Below are 19,289 nucleotides of genomic sequence, written 5' to 3'. Positions count from 1 at the left end.
CGTGTCCGCGGAAGCGGACGAAAGCGAAGGTCAGCACGGAGCCGCATAGAGCGCACGATCCCTGTAGGATACCACCCCAAGGCCAACCGTCGCGAACGAAGCTCGAACAAAAGCTTTGTCCCGAAGGACAACGCGTGCCCATCGCGAAAGCACACATCAAGGACGGCCGCGAACCGAATCACGCCTATTTGCGGAGTCCAGAGGGTGCAAACTCTCTGGTTCCCCTCCGCTGGAGGGGGAAGGGGCGAGGGTGAAAAAAGGGTTCTCGAAGGGCGAAGCCCTTATATTACAATTGCCCCTTCTCGGCCAGCATGAAGACCGTCAGCACGAACATCGCATGTGACCAGGTGAGCGGCACGACCCAAGCGGTCTCGCCCGTCACTTTGTCCACTTGCTCCGGCAGGAGGCCGGTCTGCGTGCGGTGGTCCATCGCCCAACGCAGATGCTTCTTCGCTTCGTCGTATTGGCCGTTCGCGATCCGGTAGTGAGCCAGCCACAGCGTCGTCAGCACCCAAGGGTTGCCGCCCGCGTACGTATCGTCCTCGTAGCGCTTAATGCCGCCAACGCCAGGCATTGTCAGCTCGCGCTCGACGACGTCGGCCGTCTTCTGCATCCGCGCGTCTTCCGCCGCAACGGCGCCGAACGGAACGGAGATGCCGAGGAGGCTAATGTCGATAATCGGGTCATGCTGCACGTGGTGCGTGACGTAGCCTTTCGCGCTCGTCTTCGTGAATACTTGCTCGCCCCGTTCAGCTGCTTCATGGTACACGTGCGGGTACACGGTAAGCTTAAGGGCGCGGTAGAAGCTGTCGCGCGCTTCGTTCCAGCCGTGCGCATCCAGTCCGGCCGAAACCTGGTTCGCCGCGGCCGACCATTGCGCGGCCAGCTCCGCTTGCCCTTGGAGATCGGCGAAAGACGCGGCGGCGCTCAGCCCGCCGTAGACGGCAGCGGCCGAATACGTGTGTTCGGCTTCGCGCTCTTCCCACAGATCGCGGCTCGGACGCGGAAGGCCCGTCTCCGGATCGAGGGTGGTGACGAGGAATGCGGCGCCTTTGGCGACCGCCGGCCATACGCGCTCGGCGAAGTCGCGGGAGCCGGTGTGCTTGTAATGCTCCCACATGCCCCAGATGAGCGATGCGCCTTCGTCCAGCTGAATGCCCCACGACGGCGCCAGGCTGCCGTCATGGAAGTGACGCTGCTGCCACGAGCCGTCCGGATCCTGCGCGGTGAGCGCCCAGTCGTAGAACTTGTCGGTCAGACTGCCGAGGCCGGCTTTGTCGAGCGCGGTCGTGATGAACGCCGCGTCGCGTCCCCAACAGTAGGAGTAGCCGCCGCAGCGGGAGAAGTTCTCGTCGAACTCCGGCGCCGCGACGATGCTGCCCGTCTTCTCGTCGGACATGAGCTTGAACATGAGCAGGGAGCGAACGTATAGGTCCTTGATCTCCGGATCGTCGGTCGGGCAAGGCGTGGCCGACGAGACGAAATCATGCCAGTATTGCGACGTCGTCGCGAACCACTCGGTCGAAGGTTTGGATTTCGCCTTGGCCAGCGCCGCCAGCGATTCGAAGCGGTCGTTGCCCGCCGCGATGTACACAGGTATGGTGATAGAAGCACCTGGAGCAAGCTCAGATACCTTCCAGCTCAGCCCGCCGTCGGTCGTCATCTCGATTACGCTGCCGCGCAGCGCGCCCGTGTCGGCCGCTTCCCATGCGAAGCCAGCCTGGAAACCTGTGCAAACGTTTGAACTACCAATTGAAAAAAAATACCGATGACGGTAATGAACGATCGCGTCTGCCTCTTCATCGAAGAACACCGTGTTATACAGCTTGTTCTCGGTGATGCTGAAAGACGAATAGAACATGAATTGGAACGATACGGGCTCGTCGCTCGTGTTCGTGAACGTATAATCGCGTACGTGAAAGTCCTCGCCCGGCACGGCATAATCGACCGTGACGGCCGTTACCGGCAGCGAGCGGTGGCTCGCCGCAACACGGAAGATATTCGTATCCGGAACGTAAGCCGCTTCGTGGCTCCAGCCGTAATCCGGCTCGTCGAACCACGACGTGCCGCCCAGCCCGTTCTCGAAGAACAGGCCGCTGCGGATTTTGTCCACGTGCTGCGGGAAGTCGATGTTCGGCCACCACAGCCGGTACATGCGGCCGGTATTGCCGAGGGAGGCGAGGAAACGGGAATTGCCTGTAATCGCGTCAATCAGATAAGGTTTGTCGTTAATCAACAGAACTCACGTCCTTTTGGTATTAGGTTGAATGGAAGATTCGCGCACGATAAGGCGGTGCGGAATGACGATCTGATTCTGCGGGAGCGGCTCGTCGTGAACGGCGCGCAGCAGCGAATGCGTCGCGGTGTAGCCCAGCTGGTAGGTGCCGATGTCGATCGAGCTGATCGGCGTCGAAGCTAGTTCCGATAGCGGGAGATTGTTGAAGCTGACCAGGCTCATGTCGCTGGGAACGCTGTAGCCGAGCTCGGTCAAGCCGCGCAGGACGCCGAAGGCGAGCAGGTCGTCGAAGACGACGAGGGCGGTTGGCCGCTCGGGAAGACTCATAAAGAAGGACATCGCTCGGAAGCCGCTTTCCTGCAGCACGTCGCCTTCGACGATCCACTCGCTCCGGCTCTCGAGGCCGGCTTCCTTCAACGCCTGCATATAGCCAAGCTGGCGGTCTTGGGAGACGACAAGATTCGGCGGGCCGCTGACGAATCCGATCCGCTCGTGCCCTTGCGCGATGAAATGGTTCGTCGCCTCGAAGGCCGCCTGCACGTTGTTGTTGTCTATAGATATGATGTCCGGAAACTCTTCGCTTCGGCCGACAAGAACGAATGGAAAGTTATGCTGCTTCAGAAACTCGATGACGGGGTCGTGCTTGCGGGAGGATAGCAAGATCAAGCCGTCGACGCGCGCGCCGCGTACGAGGCGCGAGATCGTCTCCAATTCGTCATGATCCGACGTAACCGTCGTCATGAGCATGTCGTAGCCGGCCTTCGTCGCTTGCGTCACGATCCCGCGGATCAGCTCGCCGAAGAAGAAGTTGAGAAACAGCTCCTCGGCCGGCCGTGGCAGCAGAATGCCCAGCGTTTGCGTCGTTTTCGAAACCAGGCTCTTGGCCATTATATTCGGATGATAGCCAAGCTCGTCCATGATCTCTTTCACCTTGCGCGTCGTTTCCCTGCTGATTCTCGGATTGCCCGAGACGACTCTGGAGACGGTGGAAGGCGAGACCCCCGCGATTTTAGCCACATCTTTGATGGTTACCATAGTGTTAATCCCCCGTTAGTGCAAACGTATGCACAAGGTAGTCCTCTAATATATTTATGTTAAACGAGCAAACAGAAGATGTAAATAGTGAAAATAACTGCAGCTGCTTTCATGGGAAATTGTGATTTCCTTCGAAAAATAGAGAAAAACGAAGCATTTTAAAGAACGCTCCGCACTTTTTCGCTAAAACGAACCGTGCAAACGTTTTCCCAAAAACACTCGGTTGTTGTATGATAACGACATCGGTAAAACGCTTTCTTCTATAGGTTTCACGCTGAAAACGATTTCCGAAACCTTTTTTGTCGAAAAATGCACAAACGTTTGCACAGCTTGTGCAGGTTCCGCAGCCCCCGCTGCAGAAGGCTTTTGTACCCTTTACAATTTGCCATTTACCCGCGGTTTATTCCCCCGGTGTCCTCTAAAAGGCAGATTTGTAAATCGTGTAATGGTCCGGCTGTTTTTGGGGAAGCTACGGTGGAAGCCATAAGACAATTGGCGACCTAAGGAGACAAGCGGTAGCCGGCGAACCCGCCGGAGCAAAGAGAACAGAATTCGAAAGGGGTTTCTTGCAATGAAAAAAGGCATCGCTCTGGTCAGCGTGCTCGCCATGTCGTTGACGCTGGCTGCATGCGGCGGCACGAACAACGAAGGCACGAACAACACCGGCACCAACGCAGGCACGACGAACGAAGGAACGAACGCGGGCACGAACAACGCCACTGGCGGCGAGACGGCAACCGAAGAACTCGTTCCGGAAGAAGGCGCGTCCCTGCTCGTTTGGGAAGCGAAAGAAGAGCGTCCTTTCGTCGAGCAAATGGCAAAGGAATTCAAAGAAAAATATAACGTCGATATTCGCATCGAAGAAGTCGGCGCAGGCGATCAAGTGACGAAGCTGACGACCGACGGTCCTGCAGGCATCGGCGCCGACGTCGTACTATTCCCGCACGACAACCTCGGCCGCGCGGTATCCGCTGGTCTGGTTCTGCCGAACGATTCGTACGCGGAGCAAGCGAAGGCGGAGAATGCCGAGAACGCGGTATCGGCCGTTACATACGACGGCGTACTCTACGGCTACCCTCGCTCGGTCGAAACGTACGCGATGTTCTATAACAAAGACCTGATCGCAACGCCTCCGACGACGTTCGACGAAGTGAAAACTTTCGCGAAGACGTTCAATGATCCGAAAGCGAACAAATACGCGTTCATGTGGGATATCGGCAACTTCTACTTCAGCTACCCGTTCCTCGCAACGACGGGCGGTTACGTGTTCGGCGGCGGCGGCCAAGACAAAGCCGACATCGGTCTGAACAATGCTGGCGCGGTTGAAGGCGCAACATACTTCCAATCGCTGAAAAAAGAAGTTCTGCCGCTGAAATCCGGCGACGTGAACTACGACATCAAGAAAGGTCTGTTCACCGGCGGGACGCTGGCCATGAACATCGACGGCCCTTGGGCGATCGGCGACCTGAAGAAGTCGGGCATTAACTTCGGCGCGGCTCCAATCCCGAGCATCAACGGCAAGCCGTCCGTTTCGTTCTCCGGCGTTAAAGCTTGGTACGTCAACACGTTCACGAAATACCCGAACGCGGCGAAACTGTTCGCGCGTTATGCATCGACGAAGGAAGCGCAGCTGGCTGACTTCAAACTGACGGGCGCGATCCCGGCGAACAACGAAGCATCCGCTGATCCGGCCGTGTCCGGCGACGAGCTGATCAAAGCGTTCGTCGAGCAGTTCAAGAACTCCCAGCCAATGCCGTCGGTTCCGGAGATGGGCAACGTCTGGACGCCAATCGGCGCGGCGCTCTCCGACATCTGGAACGAGGGCAAAGATCCAAAGACTTCGCTTGACAACGCTGTGAAGCAAATCCAAGACGCGAACGCTGCGCAAGGCAGCTAATCCGTCTGAATGCCCTGCAAACCATACTAAATAACACGCTGCCCGCCCCTCTTCACGAGGGGCGGGTGACGTGACATAAAGAGAAAACTGACAACAATGGGAAAGGAGCTGGGAGGGATGCATAGGCATCGTAACACGGCAACGGTATTATCCGTCCTGTCTATGGGACTCGGACAACTGTACAACCGCCAGTTCTTGAAAGGACTTCTCCTGCTGCTCGTCGAAGCCGCGGGCTTACTGTATTTTCTGCCTCGCTTGGGCGAAGCGATCTGGGGCGTTGTCACGCTCGGCGACAAACCGCTTCATATGGAGAAAATCGGGGGAAAAATGGTCCCGGTGGCGGATCACTCGATTCAGCTGCTCATCAACGGATTGATCGTCTTGCTCATTCTCGCTATTTTCATCTGGATTTATATTTCCAACGTCAGGGATGCGTACCGAACCGGTAAGCATCGCGATGAAGGCGGCGTTCCCGCATCGTTCAAGGACACTATGCATTTCACGCTCGATAAGCGGTTCCCGCAGCTGCTGCTGACGCTGCCGGGCATCTCGATCCTGTTCTTGACGATCATGCCGATCATTATGGCGATTCTGCTGGCATTTACAAACTACTCGGCTCCGAACCACATCCCGCCGGCTAAGCTTGTCGATTGGGTCGGATTCCAGACGTTCCTCGATTTAATCCGTCTGAAGACGTGGAGCCATACGTTCTACGGCGTCTTTACGTGGACGGTCATCTGGGCGATTATCGCGACCGTCACGACATACTTCGGCGGCTTGCTCGTTGCGCTCCTCATCGATCAGAAAGATATCAAGTTCAAGGGGTTGTGGCGCACGATCTTTATCGTGCCGTATGCGATCCCGCAGCTGATCTCCCTGCTCGTCATGCGCAACCTGTTTAACGGACAATTCGGTCCGATCAACCAGTACCTCGGCTATTTCGGTCTCGGCGGCTTGCCGTGGCTGACGGATCCGTTCTGGGCGAAAGTGACCGTCATTCTCGTCAATATGTGGGTCGGCATTCCGGTCTCGATGGTGCTCATTCTCGGCGTGTTGACCGCCATTCCGAAAGATCTGTACGAGGCGGCCGACGTCGACGGCGCGACGCCGTTCCAGAAGCTGCGCATCATTACGCTGCCGTTTGTCCTTTTCGCGACGGCGCCGGTGCTCATCATGCAGTTTGCGGGCAACATCAACAACTTTAACGTGATCTTCTTGCTGACGAACGGCGATCCGGTCAAAGGCGACTATCAATACGCCGGCGCGACGGACCTGCTCGTCACGTGGCTCTATAAGCTCACGCTCAACCAAAGCAAATTCAACATGGCATCGGCAATCGGGATTATCATCTTCCTCGTCGTGGCATCCCTGTCCATCTGGAGCTACCGCCGGTCCAAATCGTACAAAGAGGAGGACATGATTCAATGAGCCAGAAATCTCGCGGCGTCTTCCGCTTAACGTTGTCCTATATCATCATTTTGTGCTTGGCGGTGTGCGCGCTGTACCCGGCGGTATGGGTGCTTTTCTCCTCCCTGCGTCCGGGCAGCTCGCTGTTCGCGCCGACATTCTTCCCGGAGAATCCGACGTTGGAACACTTCAAGGGGCTGTTCACGAACCCGAGCTTCCAGTACGGCACGTGGTACCTGAACACGCTGAAGATTGCGACCGTCACGATGATTCTCTCGACGCTGCTGACGACGATCAGCATGTACGCCCTGTCGCGCTTCCGCTTCAAGGGCCGGAAGAACATCCTCACATTGATGCTCATTCTCGGCATGTTCCCGAGCTTCATGAGCATGGTGGCCGTGTACATCCTGCTGCTTCAGCTGAACCTGCTGGATACGCACACGGCGCTGATTTTGGTGTATTCGTCCGGCTCGGTGCTGGGCGGCTTTATCGTCAAAGGTTTCTACGACACGATTCCGCGCAGCTTGGACGAAGCGGCCCGGATCGACGGCGCGAGCCACTTTACGATTTTCTGGCGCATCATGCTGCCGCTGTCCCGTCCGATGCTGACGTACATCGCGCTGACGACGTTCACGGGCGCATGGGTCGACTTCATCTTCGCCCGCCTCGTGCTCCGGAGCAAAGAGAACTGGACGCTCGCGGTCGGCATGTGGGATATGGTCGCCAACTTCCAGAACTCCAACTTTACGATGTTCGCCGCAGGCGCGGTGCTCATCGCCATTCCGATCATGATCTTGTTCGCCTTCCTGCAGAAGTTCCTTGTTCAAGGACTGACGGCGGGGGCATCGAAAGGATGATCAACATATGCGCGTAAAGGGTATCTATACACGCGCTTGGATCGGGGCTGCGCTTAGCGCAGCCCTGCTTCTTGCGGCGGTAGGCTGTGCCTCGGACAATAACGGGGGCAAGACGGGCAATGGCGAGCAAGCGGCCGCAAATGCAGACAAGGCCGGCAATGACGCGAAGAACGGCCAGGCGGCCGTACAGACGGCCGCGATCGACGAGCAGCCGTCTAGCGTCTACTATGAGATTTTCGTCCGCTCGTTCTACGATACGAACGGCGACGGCATCGGCGATTTGAACGGCGTGACGCAGAAGCTGGATTACCTGAAGGATCTTGGCGTGGAAGGCATCTGGCTGATGCCGATTAATTCGTCGCCGAGCTATCATGGCTATGACGTCACGGACTACTATAGCGTCAATCCCGAGTACGGCACGATGGACGACTTGAAGAACATGCTGGACGAAGCGCATGAGCGCGGCATCAAGGTCATCATGGACCTCGTCGTCAATCACACGAGCAAGGAGCACCCGTGGTTCAAGGAAGCCGCGGCCGATCCGAACAGCCCGTACCGCAATTGGTATACGTTCAAGGACGCATCCGAACAACTGCCGGGCGACGGCGCGACAGGCGGCAACCCATGGCACTCCGCAGGCAGCTACAAGTATTTGGGCGTCTTCTGGGAAGGGATGCCGGATCTGAACTTCGACGAGCCGGCGGTGCGTGCGGAGATGATCAAGGCTGGCCAATACTGGCTCGATCAAGGGCTCGACGGGTTCCGTCTGGACGCGGCGAAGCATATTTACGGCGATTTCAAATCGTCGATCAACACGCCGGACATTCAGAAGAAAAATCAGGCGTGGTGGCAGGAGTTCCGCGCCGCCATGACCGAGAAGAAGAAAGATGCCTATCTGATCGGCGAGGTGTGGGACTCCCCGGTCATCGTCGCGCCATATCTGGAGAAAGCGCTCGATTCCGGCTTCAACTTCGACTTGGCGACGAAGCTGCTCGACGCGGCCTCCACCGAGACGAATCCCGACGTGGCGTTCTCGCTGGACCGGGTGTACGGCATGTACGAGAAAGCGTCGGGCGGCGCGTTCGTCGACGCGACCTTCTTGGGCAACCATGACCTGAACCGGACGATGAGCGTGCTGCAGGGCAATGTCGACCGTGCCAAAATGGCGGCGGCGCTGCAGTTGACTTTGCCGGGCAATCCGTTCATCTACTACGGCGAGGAAATCGGCATGCAGGGGATGAAGCCCGACGAGGCGATCCGCGAGCCGATGCCGTGGTACGCGGCCAAGGAAGGCGGCGAAGGCCAGACGAAGTGGGAGACTTCCCGCTATTGGAAGGAAGGCGCGAACGTCGAGACGCAGCTGAAGGACGAGAACTCGCTGCTGGCTTTCTACAAGGAGCTCATCGCGTGGCGCAAGGAGCTGCCGGCGCTGCGTAACGGCGGCATCAAGGAATACAAGATCGACAACCCGCAGATCGGCTCGTACCTGCGCGTGACGGCGGACGATCAAGCGCTTGTCGTCCACAACATGGGCGGCGCGGAGCAGACCGTTCAATTGACCGAAGGCGAGTTCGCCGAGATCGCGAAGCAGAGCAAGGACGGCGCGAAGCTGGACGGCGCGACGCTTGTGCTGCCGGCGTACAGCACGGTCGTGCTGCAATAGAAGATCGCGTATCAAAGAAGCATCCATAATCCCCGGAATTCGCGCGTGCTGCCGAGCCGGGGATTTTTGTCGTCCCGCGGGGGGGCGGCCTTCTTCCGGATGTTTCAGGATGCGACCAATACTTTATAAGAGAAGGAAGGGACGACCCCCGCAGGGACGATTACGCATAGATAGGGGCGTTGAATCATGAGCTGGTATATCCATTTGACGTATAAACGAAAGGAGACGGACGCCATGACGAGTTCGAAGCGGGAAGAGGAGCAAATTCGCGCGCAGAAGAGAGAGGTCGACGCCGGCGGGAACGCCGGAAATCGCGATCATCCGGAGCAATATCCGACCGAGAAGCCGAGCTTGTTCGATATGTGGGAGAGCGAGCGCAACGTCGATCCGATCCCGGTCGAGGAGCTGAACATCGGGGTGAACGACGAGCGGCGCAAGTCGCATACGAAGGACGAGTCGTCGAGTCCAGGCAAGTATCATTCCGGCTTTAAGCACTAAGCGCGGCGGTTGGCCGCGGGAAGAGAAACGCGAAGACGCCTCCATGGCCGGCCGGACCGGCGTTGAAGGCGTCTTCGTCGTACGTTCTGCGGCAAGGGCGCTTATTCAGCGGCCGCTTGTTTCATATAAGCTTCATCGATGATGGCTTTGGGGTTGGTCTTCCAGTATGTATATGCGGCATAACCCTTCTCGCCGGCGAGGGTAAAGGTGCTGATGGGCGTGAATCGGCTCTTCGTCTTATCGAGACGATACGTGACGAAGGCGTACTCCTTCGTGCTCTCGTTGTATTCGACGTTCTGGAATTGCCCGTCGAAGCCGGTCGGACGGATCGCGTGGCTGATGCCGTAGCTAAGGCCGAGCACCTTCTTCAGCTTGCCGTTCACCATGGTGAAGATGTTGTAGCTCGATAGCGGTCCGGTCTCGCAGGTCGAGAAGACGAGCAGGTTCGGCTTCGCTTTGATCGTGTACACGAACGAATATTTGCCGGTCAGCGCGAAGCTGCCAGGATCGATGATTTCGGCCTTCGACGCGCCTTTCTTGAAATAGGCGACGCGATACTGGTTCATATACAGGTTGGTGCCCTGCGCGGGGCAGGCGGCCGGCTTGGCTTTGATATTCGTCTCCTTGCCGATCGGATAGACGAACACGTTGTAGGTTAGCGAGCCTTCGGTCTGAAGGGTCGAGAACCGGCTTTTCTTGGTGTAGGTCGCGATAAGCTTGTCGTAGGCGGATACCGCTTTGGTCGCGGCTTCCGCAGGGACTGACAGTCCAAGCATAACAATGAGACTGAGCAGCCCCCAGGTCGTCAGCTTCTTCATAGCCCTCTCCCTTATCCATACAATATTACTTACATAATTCGCCATTATCCATCATTATACCAACAATTCAGGACTGAAGAAATGGGAAGGTAGTCATGAAAAAGGACAGCCCTGGGCATATTGGAATGCCGGGGGCTGTCCTTATCGCATTCATAGCCTCTGCCCGTCTAGCGGGGCGAGGTTACGGCTTTCTAAGCGTCTAACAGCTGTAGAACGGTGAAGCCGTATTCCGGCAGCGCGAACGTTACTTCTTTGTTGACTACGCTCACGGTTTCGCCCGTGAATACGTTGCGCCAGGAGCCCGTCTGCGCGGGTGCCTTCACCGTGCGGGCGCGTCCGCCGGCGTTCATCGCGATCATGAAGCGCTCGGAGGCCGTCTCGCCCCGGCGCTCGAAGACGATCGCCGCATCGCGCGCTTCCGCGTGCAGGAAGCGGATGTCCATGGAGCGAAGCGCCTGGTGGTTCTTGCGCAGCGCGATGAGCGTGCGGTAGAAGTGGAGCAGCTCGCCGTTCTGCTCGGCTTCGTCCCAGACCATGCATTTGCGGCAGTCCGGATCATGTCCTCCGCTCATGCCGACCTCGTCGCCGTAGTAGATGCAAGGCGTACCCGGGTAGGTGAGCTGGAACAGCGCGGCCAGCTTCATCCGGCGCTCGTCGCCGCTGCACAGCGTAAGCAGACGCGCCGTGTCATGGCTGTCGAGCAGGTTGAACGCCGCTTCTCCGACCTGCTGCGGATAGGCGCCGAGCTGTTTGCCGATCGCGTTGGCGAAGCCGGCGCCGTCGATTTTGCCGTAAGCCGCGTAGTCGAGCACCGCGTTCGTGAACGGATAGTTCATGACCGCGTCGAATTGGTCGCCTTGCAGCCACATCATGGAGTCGTGCCAAATCTCGCCGAGGATGTACGCATCCTTGTTGGCGGCTTTGACCGTCTGGCGGAATTCGCGCCAGAACTGGTGGTCGACCTCGTTGGCGACGTCCAGGCGCCAGCCGTCGATGCCGATCTCCTCGATCCAGTATTTCGCCGCGCCAAGCAGGTACTTCTTCACGTCCTCGTTCTCCGTGTTCAGCTTCGGCATGATCGGCTCGAAGGCGAACGTATCGTACGTCGGAATGCCGTTCTCGACGCGCAGCGGCCAGTCGCGCACGTGGAACCAGTCCGCGTATTGCGATTGGGCGCCCTTCTCCTTCACGTCGAGGAACGGGCCGAACGTCGCGCCCGCGTGGTTGAACACGGCGTCGAGCAGGACGCGGATGCCGCGCTTGTGGCACGCCTCGACGAGTTCCTTCAGCTTCTCGTTGGAGCCGAAATGCTTGTCGACTTGCATGTAGTCCTGCGTATCGTATTTATGGTTCGTCGTCGCCTCGAAGATCGGACAGAAGTAGATCGCGTTGATGCCGAGGTCGGACAGGTAATCGAGATGGTCGAGAACCCCCTGCAGGTCGCCGCCGAAGAAGTTGCTCGGCGTCGGCTTGCCGCCCCATGGCTCTACGCTTGCCGGGTCGTTGGACGGATCGCCGTTGGCGAATCGCTCCGGGAAGATCTGATAGAAGATCGCATCCTTTACCCAGGCCGGCGGCTCGAACACGTCGATCGGGTTGATGAACGGATAGTCGAACGCTTCCAAGGAATGCGCCGGCTGGTTCTTCTCGAACCCTTTCTCGGTCAGCCACAGCTTCTTCGTGCCCTTCTCAAGCTGGAAGAAGTAGCGCAGGCGGCGGTAGGGGGGCTTCACGGCCGCTTCCCAGTAATCGAACAGCTCGTCCGAGGCGAAAATGCGCATCGGCACTTTGCGGACGGTCGTGTCCCAGGCGTATTTGTCGCCGGCGACGGCCACGACGCGGTCCATGTCGCCGCGCTTCGTGCGGATGCGAATGTGGATGGTCTCGCGGTCGTAAGCATAGGACCAGTTTTGTTTGGGGCGGTGGTAAATGGCTTCTAGCTGCATGTCTATTCACGCTCCTAAGTCGGTTCGGTGAGGCCATTGCGATGACGCAAAAAAGGTACAGCCTCGTTATTGGGATAAGAGGTTGTACCTTCTGGTAGCATGGCCTTCATGTTGTGTTTTTATTATACCACGGCGGGCGCGGCGATCAACGGGGGGCGTAGGTAAAAGTTTGTGCGATTTTGTCCTGGGCGGCGCCCATGGCTCGGTCGTTGACACGGGGGATGCTCGACGTTACAATCATGTGAGGCTAACGATCGTTAGGCGGGTTTCGGCCGGCACTGCACATGCGAGCGTGATCAGCTGCCGGAGACTTGACCTGTACGGAAATTGGGGGATTCGCATGACGGCCAATAGAATCAAACAAGCGGCGATGACGCTGTTCACCGAATCGGGTTACGAAGGCGCGTCTCTATCGGAGATCGCCAAGCTCGTGGGCATCAAGACGCCGTCGATCTATGCGCATTTCGACTCGAAGGAGCAGCTGTTCCAGGCGCTGCTGACGGATGTGATCGCGGAAGAGCGCAGCCGCTTCGCGGCCTTGCTCGCCGATACCGAGGACGCGGCGCCGATCGACCGGGTGCGCGCCGCGTTCGGGTTCTTCAGCGATGCTGAGGCGACGAAGGCGTTGTCGTTCTTGAAGCGGGCGATCATGGTGCCGCCTCGGCATTTGCGCGACCGGATCCGATCGGATTTCGCGGCGTACGAACAATTCCTCGACGAGCGGCTGACGCCGTTGTTCCAGGCTTGCTTCCGGGATGAAGCGGATGCGCCGCGCGACGTGAGGCCGCTCACGGCGCTGTTCTACGGCTTGGTCGACGGGTTGATCGTGGAGCAGGAAGCTTACGAGGAAGCGGTCTACCGGGAGCGGCAGCAGATGCTTTGGGAATGGTTTCGAAGCGCGCTGGCTGGAGAGCGAAGATAGGCGACGAGCAAGGGCTTAGGCTGGCGGTAGCCGCTGGGCTAAGGCAAGCTTTTGGAAGGAGGAGAGCATGTATGGGTTCACGTATGGGGTGGGTGTATGTTTTTGTCGGCGGCCTGTTCGAGATTGGCTGGGCCTACGGGCTGCGGGCATCCGAGGGGTTCACGAAGCCGCTGCCGAGCGCGCTGACCGTCATTACGCTGGCGATCAGCTTTTATTTGTTCGCCAAGGCGATGCGCATGCTGGAGATCGGGACGGCGTACGCGGTCTATACCGGCATCGGGACGGCGGGCACGGCTATTATCGGCATGCTGGTGCTGGGCGAGCCTGCGGGGGCGCTGCGCATCTTTTTCGTCGCGCTGCTGGTGGGCGGCATTATCGGCATTAAGCTTATTTCGGACGACGATAAACCATCGGATGCGGACGATGCTCCAAAGCCGGCGAGTACGCGGGAAAGCGGCGAGCAGGCGGGGCTTTAGGCGGTGCAGGCTGTGCGGGCTGCTTTCAGAAGTGATAGAGGAACGGCGAATCGCTCGGCCGCAATAGGCGGGCGGCGCGTGCTCGCGAATTGAGGAAAGGAAGGGATCGAGATGGCATGGGTGTTTTTGCTGCTGTCCGGGCTTAGCGAGATGAGCGGGGTCACGTTCATGAAGCTGTCGGACGGCTTCCGGAAGTGGAAAGGGACGGTCGGTGCGATCGTGTCGGGAATATTCAGCTTCTACTTCCTGTCGCTGGCGCTGCGCGAAATCCCGATCAGCACGGCGTACGGCGTGTGGACCGGGATCGGCTCGGCCGGGAGCGTCGTGCTCGGCATGATGCTGTTCGGCGAATCGCGGGACCGGCGGAAGTTATTGTTTATCGCGATGATTATCGCGGGTGTGGCGGGTCTTCGGATCGTCGGCGGCGGACATTAGGTCCGGGTGCAGGCGGTCTTTCTTTTTGACTGGAAGCCCCTTACAATGGAGGCAGGAAAACAGAAGGAGCGGCCGTCAAGTGAGCGAGAAACGCGATTGGGATCACAGGAAGAACCGAGAGGAACAAGGCGACATGGAGGGGGATGCCGGCAAGACGAGCGGAAGACCGGATGCGTCGGCCAGCGATGCCGGCAAGATGAGCGGAGATCGCGGCATGAGCGACCGGGATGACGGGCAGCAAGGCGCCGGCGGCAGCGCGACGGATTGGGAGGAGCTGCGGGCGTTTATCGAGCGGGATCTGCTGCCGGAACTCGAGCTTGCGAGCGTCGATCCGACCGAGCCGATCGTCGTGCGCAAGCAGCCGCGGCAGTGGGTTCGGCTCGGGGCGGGCAACTATGCCGGCGTCTTCACCCATCCGAAGCTGGCGGACTGGGTGGTGAAGGTGTACGCGCCGGGACGCGAAGGGTTCGAGGCGGAGACGGAGGTGTACCGCCGGCTCGGGGAGCATCCCGCGTTCGCCAGCTGCAAGCTGTCCGCCGAGGCGGGCGGCCATCGCTATCTGGTGCTCAAGCGGCTGCGGGGCAAGACGCTGTACCAATGCATGCTCGACTGCACGCGAATCGCGCCGAGCGTTATCGCCGATATCGACGAGGCGCTCGACTACGCGAGGAGCAAGGGGCTCTACCCGCACGACGTCCACGGCAAGAACGTCATGCAGCACGAAGGCCGCGGCATCGTCGTCGACGTCTCTGATTTTCTGAAGACCGAGCCCTGCCGGATGTGGGACGATCTGAAGGGCGCGTACCACCGCTTCTATGTGCCGTACTTGTCCAAGCTGCCGTTTCCGATCCCGGAGTGGATGATGGACGGCGTGCGTAAGGGCTACCGGCTGATCCGGGGCAATCGGAAATAGCGGCGAGGGAAGGACAGCCTTGCGTTCAGGGATCGAGCGAGGATGAGGGAGTGGAGCAGCAGAGTGGGCTGCAGCCGACTATCCCGACCGACGCGGCACGGAGGCGAGCGTATCGAAATAGCGGGCGCTATGGCCGACTACGCGCGCAGCCTTGACGCCGCTGTCCTGCCCGCCATCAGCTTTGCGCAGCCCGGCGCATCGCCTGCAGCAGCTTATCCGGCGGATAAGCGCCCGACAGCGCGAAGCGGCTGCCGAAGACGAACAGCGGGCCGCCCTTGACGCCGAGACGAGCCGCGACTGCGCCGTCCGTGGCGACGCGATCTTCGCCCTCTCCGCGCTCCAACGCCTCGATGACCGCGATGGCGTCCGCGCCGAGCGAAGCGGCGATCGCCTCGATCTCCGCCAAGGCCGCGATGTCGCGGCCTTCCTCGAAGACGGCGCGGAACAACGCCTCGACGGCCCCGGCCTTGAGCGGCTCCGGGAGCAGCGCGACGAAGCGATGCGCCAGGCGCGTATTCGGCATCCGCGTGATAAGCTCAAAGCGCAGCGGCAAGCCGGCGGCCTCGCCGGCTGCGGCGACCTGCCGAAGCGCTTCTCCCGCTTTGCCGTGCGCGGCGTGCCGGAACGGCATGCCCTCCGGAGGCAGCGTGGGATCGAGCTGATAGGCGCGGTACGCGAGGCTGAACTTCTCGCCGCCCTGCGCATGCCAACGGTCGATCGCTTCTAGGAGATATTTATGGCCGATGCGGCACCAAGGGCAGAATAGATCATAATAGAAATCGATTTGCATGGGTGCTCCTTTGCAGCTCGGTTGACGCTATAGAACATCCCCGAGCGTCGTACGTCCATTAACGGACGAGCCTTTGTCCTCCATGCTACGGCAGGGGGAAGAAGCGCGCAAGGTCAGAATGCGTCGAAACGGGTACATTGTTCATCAAGACGGCCTTTGCGCGCAGGATCAGGGGTGATTCGCACATGATCAGAATCGGACTATGCGGATGGGGCGACCATCCGACGCTATATAAAGAAGCGAAAGAGAAGAACAAGCTGGCGGCTTACGCGAACTGGTTCCCGGCGGTGGAAGTCGACAGCTCCTTCTATGCGGTGCAAGCGCCGAGGCTGGCCGAGAAATGGTCGGCGGAGACGCCGGCGGACTTTCGTTTCGTCGTGAAAGCGTACCAGGGGATGACAGGCCATTCGCGCGGAGGCGCGAACAAGCCGTTCGAGAGCGAGGACGCGATGTACAAGGCGTTCCGCGAATCGATTGAGCCGATCCGGAAGGCGGGGAAGCTGGACGCGGTGCTTTTTCAATATCCGCCGTGGTTCACGTGTACCCGGTTTCATGTGGAGGAGCTGCGAACGGCCAAGCGCAGAATGGCGGACATCCCGTGCGCGTTAGAGTTCCGCAACCAAAGCTGGTACGCGCCCGGAACGCGAGAGAGGACCGTCGAATTCACCAAGCGGGAAGGATGGATTCACACCGTATGCGACGAGCCGCAGGCCGGGGAAGGCTCCGTACCGATCGTGGAGGCGGTGACCGACGAGGGACTGGCGCTCATCCGGCTGCACGGCCGCAACGTCTCCGGCTGGAACAGCGCCGGCCAGCCGAATTGGCGGGACGTCCGGTACCTATATCGGTACAGCGAAGAAGAACTAGCGGAATGGGCGGAGCGCATCCATCGGCTTGAACGGGAAGCTGACCAGGTCGTCGTGCTGTTCAACAACAACTCCGGCGGGGATGCGGCGGACAACGGACTGGCATTGATGCGCATGCTGGACTTGTCGCCTCCGCGCGGCAGTTTCGAGCGTCCCGCCCCTCCCGAGCCGGAACCTGTCGAACAGCTCGATCTGTTTGATTTGACTTGAACGTGGTAAGGTATGGTAGGCGCGTCTATTGCGGAGCTCAATCTTGGATTAGGCATGCCGCGCAATCCGCGGTGGCTGGATGCTGCACTCTCAATCTCGCAATTGCGAACGCAAACCAATCAGCCTTGAATGCTGCATTCCCAATCTAGGATTGTGAACGCAAACCAATCAGCAGTGGCTGAATGCTGCATTCTCAATCTCACGATTGCGAACGCAAACCAATCAGCTTGAATAGGCCAGACGAGCTTTCCGTACAATAAGAAAGACCCGCGTTGACAAACACAACTGTAACTGATATTATTACAGTATAAAGCGGGGTGGCCGTAGCAGATGAACAGCGAATTTACGATAGCCGTGCACAGTCTTGTTTATTTGGCTTATTTGCCGGAGCGGATGGCGCCGAGCGAAGTGATTGCCGAGAACGTCTCGACGAACCCGGCGCGCATTCGTAAGGTTATGAGCCATTTGCGCAAAGGCGGGTACGTCGATACGCGCGAAGGCGCCGGCGGCGGATATCGGCTTACGCTTGATCCCGCTGTTGTTTCGCTGGCCGATATTTACCGGCTGATGGCGCAGGGCTCGGTCATTCCGAGCTGGTGTTCGGGCGATCCGGATTCCGACTGCGTGGTCGGTTCCAATATGCGGTCGGTCATGAACGGCATATTTTGCACGGCGGAGAAGCAGCTCGAGAGTTATTTCGGCGGCATTACGATCGCGGATGTGCTCGGGCGGATCAAAGTGTGCAAGTAAGCTCAATTACGGCAGGGCGGGTTCCTTCATCTTGACCCGTAGCCCGGCGCAGTGAAGGTTCCCTGTTATACAAGTACCCTATATTCGTTGGAGAGGATGATTGACAATGGCAGTAGCATTGACAAAAGATACGTTTAACCAAAGCATCGAGAGCGGCGTAACGCTCGTGGATTTCTGGGCGCCATGGTGCGGTCCTTGCAAAATGCAGCTCCCGATCGTAGAAGAGCTGTCCACCGAGCTGTCCGGCACGGCGACGATCGCGAAAATCAACGTTGACGAAGAGCCGGAGCTGGCTTCCCAATTCGGCGTAATGAGCATCCCGACGCTGATCCTGTTCAAAGACGGACAACCGGTCGACAAAATGGTCGGTCTGCAATCGAAAGATTCCCTGAAAAACAAAATCCAAGGCCAGCTGTAAGCCGGTCTTGATCGCAAGACGGACGGCTGCCGTTCGACTTGCTCCGAACCCGATGGCGCGCATGTGCCGTCGGGTTTTTGCGTTAATGGGCATGCCGCGTGCGTTCGGGGAGACTTGAAGTCGCGTAAGAATGCCGCGGTCTATTCGCTAGCCAGCGGTTTAAAATGCATTGACCGTGTTGTTTGTTTGAGGTATATTCTACTAAAACCACAAAAACAGTCATTAACCAAAATAAACGGTCAATGGAGGCGGCGGAATGGGAAGGACGATCGTGCTGGTGCTGGATGGGCTTCGCTATGATGTCATGCGGTCATCAATGGGGTATTTGAATCATTTGATAGAGAAGGGGCAGGCAGCGGTCTACAAGGTAAAATCCGAGCTGCCGAGCTTGTCGCGGCCGCTCTACGAGGTGCTGCTGACCGGCACGCCCGCGCATGTGAACGGGATCGTCTCGAACGCCGTCGCGCGTCTATCGAATCAGGAAAGCATCTTCCACTTGGCCCGGAAGCAGGGATTGACGACGGCGGCCGCTGCCTACCATTGGGTCAGCGAGCTGTATCAGAAAGCGCCGTTCGAGTACGCCGACCGCGTGCAGCTGAATACCGACAGGCCGATCCAGCACAGCATGTTTTATTTCGACGACCGGTATCCGGATTCGCATCTTGTGGCTGACGCGGAATTTCTGCGGACGTCGTTCGATCCGGATCTGCTGTACATCCATACGATGAACGTCGACGATGCCGGGCACAAATTCACGTCGGATTCGGCCCAATATCGCGGGGAGGCGCTGCGACTGGACGGGACGCTGGCGATGGTGCTGCCGGCTTGGATCGCCGCTGGTTACAACATCGTCATTACGGCCGACCACGGCATGAACGCGGACGGCCATCACGGCGGAACCGGCGAGGCGGAGCGCGACGTTGGCTTGATCGGCATCGGCGAGGCGTTCATTCCGGGCGAGTATACGGATCGATACGTGCCGCAGCTGGCGGTCGCGCCGCTGATCTGCCGGCTGCTCGACATCGCGCCGTCACCTGTCATGACGGACGTCTCGTTCCCGGGTCTGCGGGTGGAAGCGGCGGCCAAGTAGACGGACCTGCGCGCGGGCGGATCGGATGAATTATTTCCCGGAAAATGATGAGCCGTGTCGAG

Annotated in this window: 18 protein-coding genes; 13 read left to right on the top strand and 5 right to left on the bottom strand. The window is 59.0% G+C overall.

The genetic code is table 11. The features are described from left to right. Positions 1–286 precede the first annotated feature (286 nt). Together ACFSKT_RS28545 and ACFSKT_RS28540 are read right to left on the bottom strand one after the other, a co-directional pair. Positions 287–2,236, bottom strand: coding sequence for a glycoside hydrolase family 15 protein (locus tag ACFSKT_RS28545; protein ID WP_377719149.1), 1,950 nt, complete (start codon positions 2,234–2,236; stop codon positions 287–289). Positions 2,237–2,242: 6 nt separating this feature from the next. Further along, entirely contained in the window at positions 2,243–3,271 is a 1,029-nt protein-coding gene (locus tag ACFSKT_RS28540; RefSeq protein ID WP_377719148.1) for a LacI family DNA-binding transcriptional regulator, read from the bottom strand. A gap of 571 nt (positions 3,272–3,842) precedes the next feature. On the opposite strand from ACFSKT_RS28540, the gene ACFSKT_RS28535 reads away from it, so the two are divergent. The 5 genes from ACFSKT_RS28535 to ACFSKT_RS28515 all read left to right on the top strand — a co-directional run bounded on the left by ACFSKT_RS28535 (position 3,843) and on the right by ACFSKT_RS28515 (position 9,593). After that, complete coding sequence (locus ACFSKT_RS28535) at positions 3,843–5,168, top strand: sugar ABC transporter substrate-binding protein (protein WP_377719147.1); 1,326 nt, start codon at positions 3,843–3,845, stop codon at positions 5,166–5,168. Positions 5,169–5,285: 117 nt separating this feature from the next. After that, positions 5,286–6,596 carry a carbohydrate ABC transporter permease gene (locus ACFSKT_RS28530; protein ID WP_377719146.1) on the top strand — a complete coding sequence of 437 codons (1,311 nt, stop codon included), beginning with the start codon at positions 5,286–5,288 and terminating at the stop codon, positions 6,594–6,596. Then, positions 6,593–7,432, top strand: coding sequence for a sugar ABC transporter permease (locus tag ACFSKT_RS28525; protein ID WP_377719145.1), 840 nt, complete (start codon positions 6,593–6,595; stop codon positions 7,430–7,432). The genes ACFSKT_RS28530 and ACFSKT_RS28525 overlap by 4 nt, the downstream gene beginning before the upstream one ends. Before the next feature lie 7 nt (positions 7,433–7,439). After that, on the top strand, positions 7,440–9,095 hold the full coding sequence (locus ACFSKT_RS28520; RefSeq protein ID WP_377719144.1) for an alpha-amylase family glycosyl hydrolase: 1,656 nt from the start codon (positions 7,440–7,442) through the stop codon (positions 9,093–9,095). A gap of 234 nt (positions 9,096–9,329) precedes the next feature. Then, a complete protein-coding gene (locus ACFSKT_RS28515; RefSeq protein ID WP_377719143.1) occupies positions 9,330–9,593 on the top strand; it encodes a hypothetical protein in 264 nt (87 codons plus the stop codon). A gap of 101 nt (positions 9,594–9,694) precedes the next feature. On the opposite strand, the gene ACFSKT_RS28510 is transcribed toward ACFSKT_RS28515, so the two are convergent. Next, a complete protein-coding gene (locus ACFSKT_RS28510) occupies positions 9,695–10,411 on the bottom strand; it encodes a hypothetical protein (RefSeq protein WP_377719142.1) in 717 nt (238 codons plus the stop codon). Between the two features lie 191 nt (positions 10,412–10,602). Further along, complete coding sequence (locus tag ACFSKT_RS28505) at positions 10,603–12,357, bottom strand: alpha-glycosidase (protein WP_377719141.1); 1,755 nt, start codon at positions 12,355–12,357, stop codon at positions 10,603–10,605. 340 nt (positions 12,358–12,697) lie between these two features. Between ACFSKT_RS28505 and ACFSKT_RS28500 the strand changes: the two genes are divergently transcribed. The 4 genes from ACFSKT_RS28500 to ACFSKT_RS28485 all read left to right on the top strand — a co-directional run bounded on the left by ACFSKT_RS28500 (position 12,698) and on the right by ACFSKT_RS28485 (position 15,103). Further along, positions 12,698–13,279, top strand: a complete 582-nt coding sequence (locus tag ACFSKT_RS28500) for a TetR/AcrR family transcriptional regulator (protein WP_377719140.1) — start codon at positions 12,698–12,700, stop codon at positions 13,277–13,279. 71 nt (positions 13,280–13,350) lie between these two features. Next, on the top strand, positions 13,351–13,755 hold the full coding sequence (locus tag ACFSKT_RS28495; RefSeq protein ID WP_377719139.1) for a DMT family transporter: 405 nt from the start codon (positions 13,351–13,353) through the stop codon (positions 13,753–13,755). Between the two features lie 111 nt (positions 13,756–13,866). Then, complete coding sequence (locus tag ACFSKT_RS28490; RefSeq protein ID WP_148929526.1) at positions 13,867–14,190, top strand: DMT family transporter; 324 nt, start codon at positions 13,867–13,869, stop codon at positions 14,188–14,190. 79 nt (positions 14,191–14,269) lie between these two features. Beyond that, complete coding sequence (locus tag ACFSKT_RS28485; RefSeq protein WP_377719138.1) at positions 14,270–15,103, top strand: serine/threonine-protein kinase; 834 nt, start codon at positions 14,270–14,272, stop codon at positions 15,101–15,103. 175 nt (positions 15,104–15,278) lie between these two features. On the opposite strand, the gene ACFSKT_RS28480 is transcribed toward ACFSKT_RS28485, so the two are convergent. Beyond that, the gene (locus ACFSKT_RS28480) at positions 15,279–15,893 is read right to left on the bottom strand and encodes a DsbA family oxidoreductase (RefSeq protein ID WP_377719137.1); all 615 of its coding nucleotides are present in this window, start codon (positions 15,891–15,893) and stop codon (positions 15,279–15,281) included. 185 nt (positions 15,894–16,078) lie between these two features. Here ACFSKT_RS28480 and ACFSKT_RS28475 point away from each other — a divergent pair, with 185 nt between their 5' ends. The 4 genes from ACFSKT_RS28475 to ACFSKT_RS28460 all read left to right on the top strand — a co-directional run bounded on the left by ACFSKT_RS28475 (position 16,079) and on the right by ACFSKT_RS28460 (position 19,227). Next, the gene (locus tag ACFSKT_RS28475) at positions 16,079–16,969 is read left to right on the top strand and encodes a DUF72 domain-containing protein (protein WP_377719136.1); all 891 of its coding nucleotides are present in this window, start codon (positions 16,079–16,081) and stop codon (positions 16,967–16,969) included. Positions 16,970–17,299: 330 nt separating this feature from the next. Next, positions 17,300–17,719 carry an RrF2 family transcriptional regulator gene (locus ACFSKT_RS28470; RefSeq protein WP_377719135.1) on the top strand — a complete coding sequence of 140 codons (420 nt, stop codon included), beginning with the start codon at positions 17,300–17,302 and terminating at the stop codon, positions 17,717–17,719. 106 nt (positions 17,720–17,825) lie between these two features. Further along, positions 17,826–18,137 (top strand): thioredoxin, encoded by a 312-nt coding sequence (trxA, locus tag ACFSKT_RS28465; protein ID WP_148929530.1) that lies wholly within the window; start codon positions 17,826–17,828, stop codon positions 18,135–18,137. Between the two features lie 256 nt (positions 18,138–18,393). Further along, positions 18,394–19,227, top strand: coding sequence for an alkaline phosphatase family protein (locus ACFSKT_RS28460; protein WP_377719134.1), 834 nt, complete (start codon positions 18,394–18,396; stop codon positions 19,225–19,227). Positions 19,228–19,289: the final 62 nt, after the last annotated feature.

The sequence above is a fragment of the Paenibacillus xanthanilyticus genome, from assembly GCF_042682185.1.
Taxonomy (GTDB): Bacteria; Bacillota; Bacilli; order Paenibacillales; family Paenibacillaceae; genus Paenibacillus_Z; species Paenibacillus_Z xanthanilyticus.
Note: the sequence above shows the minus strand (reverse complement) of the source record. Positions and strands in the feature narration are given on the sequence as shown.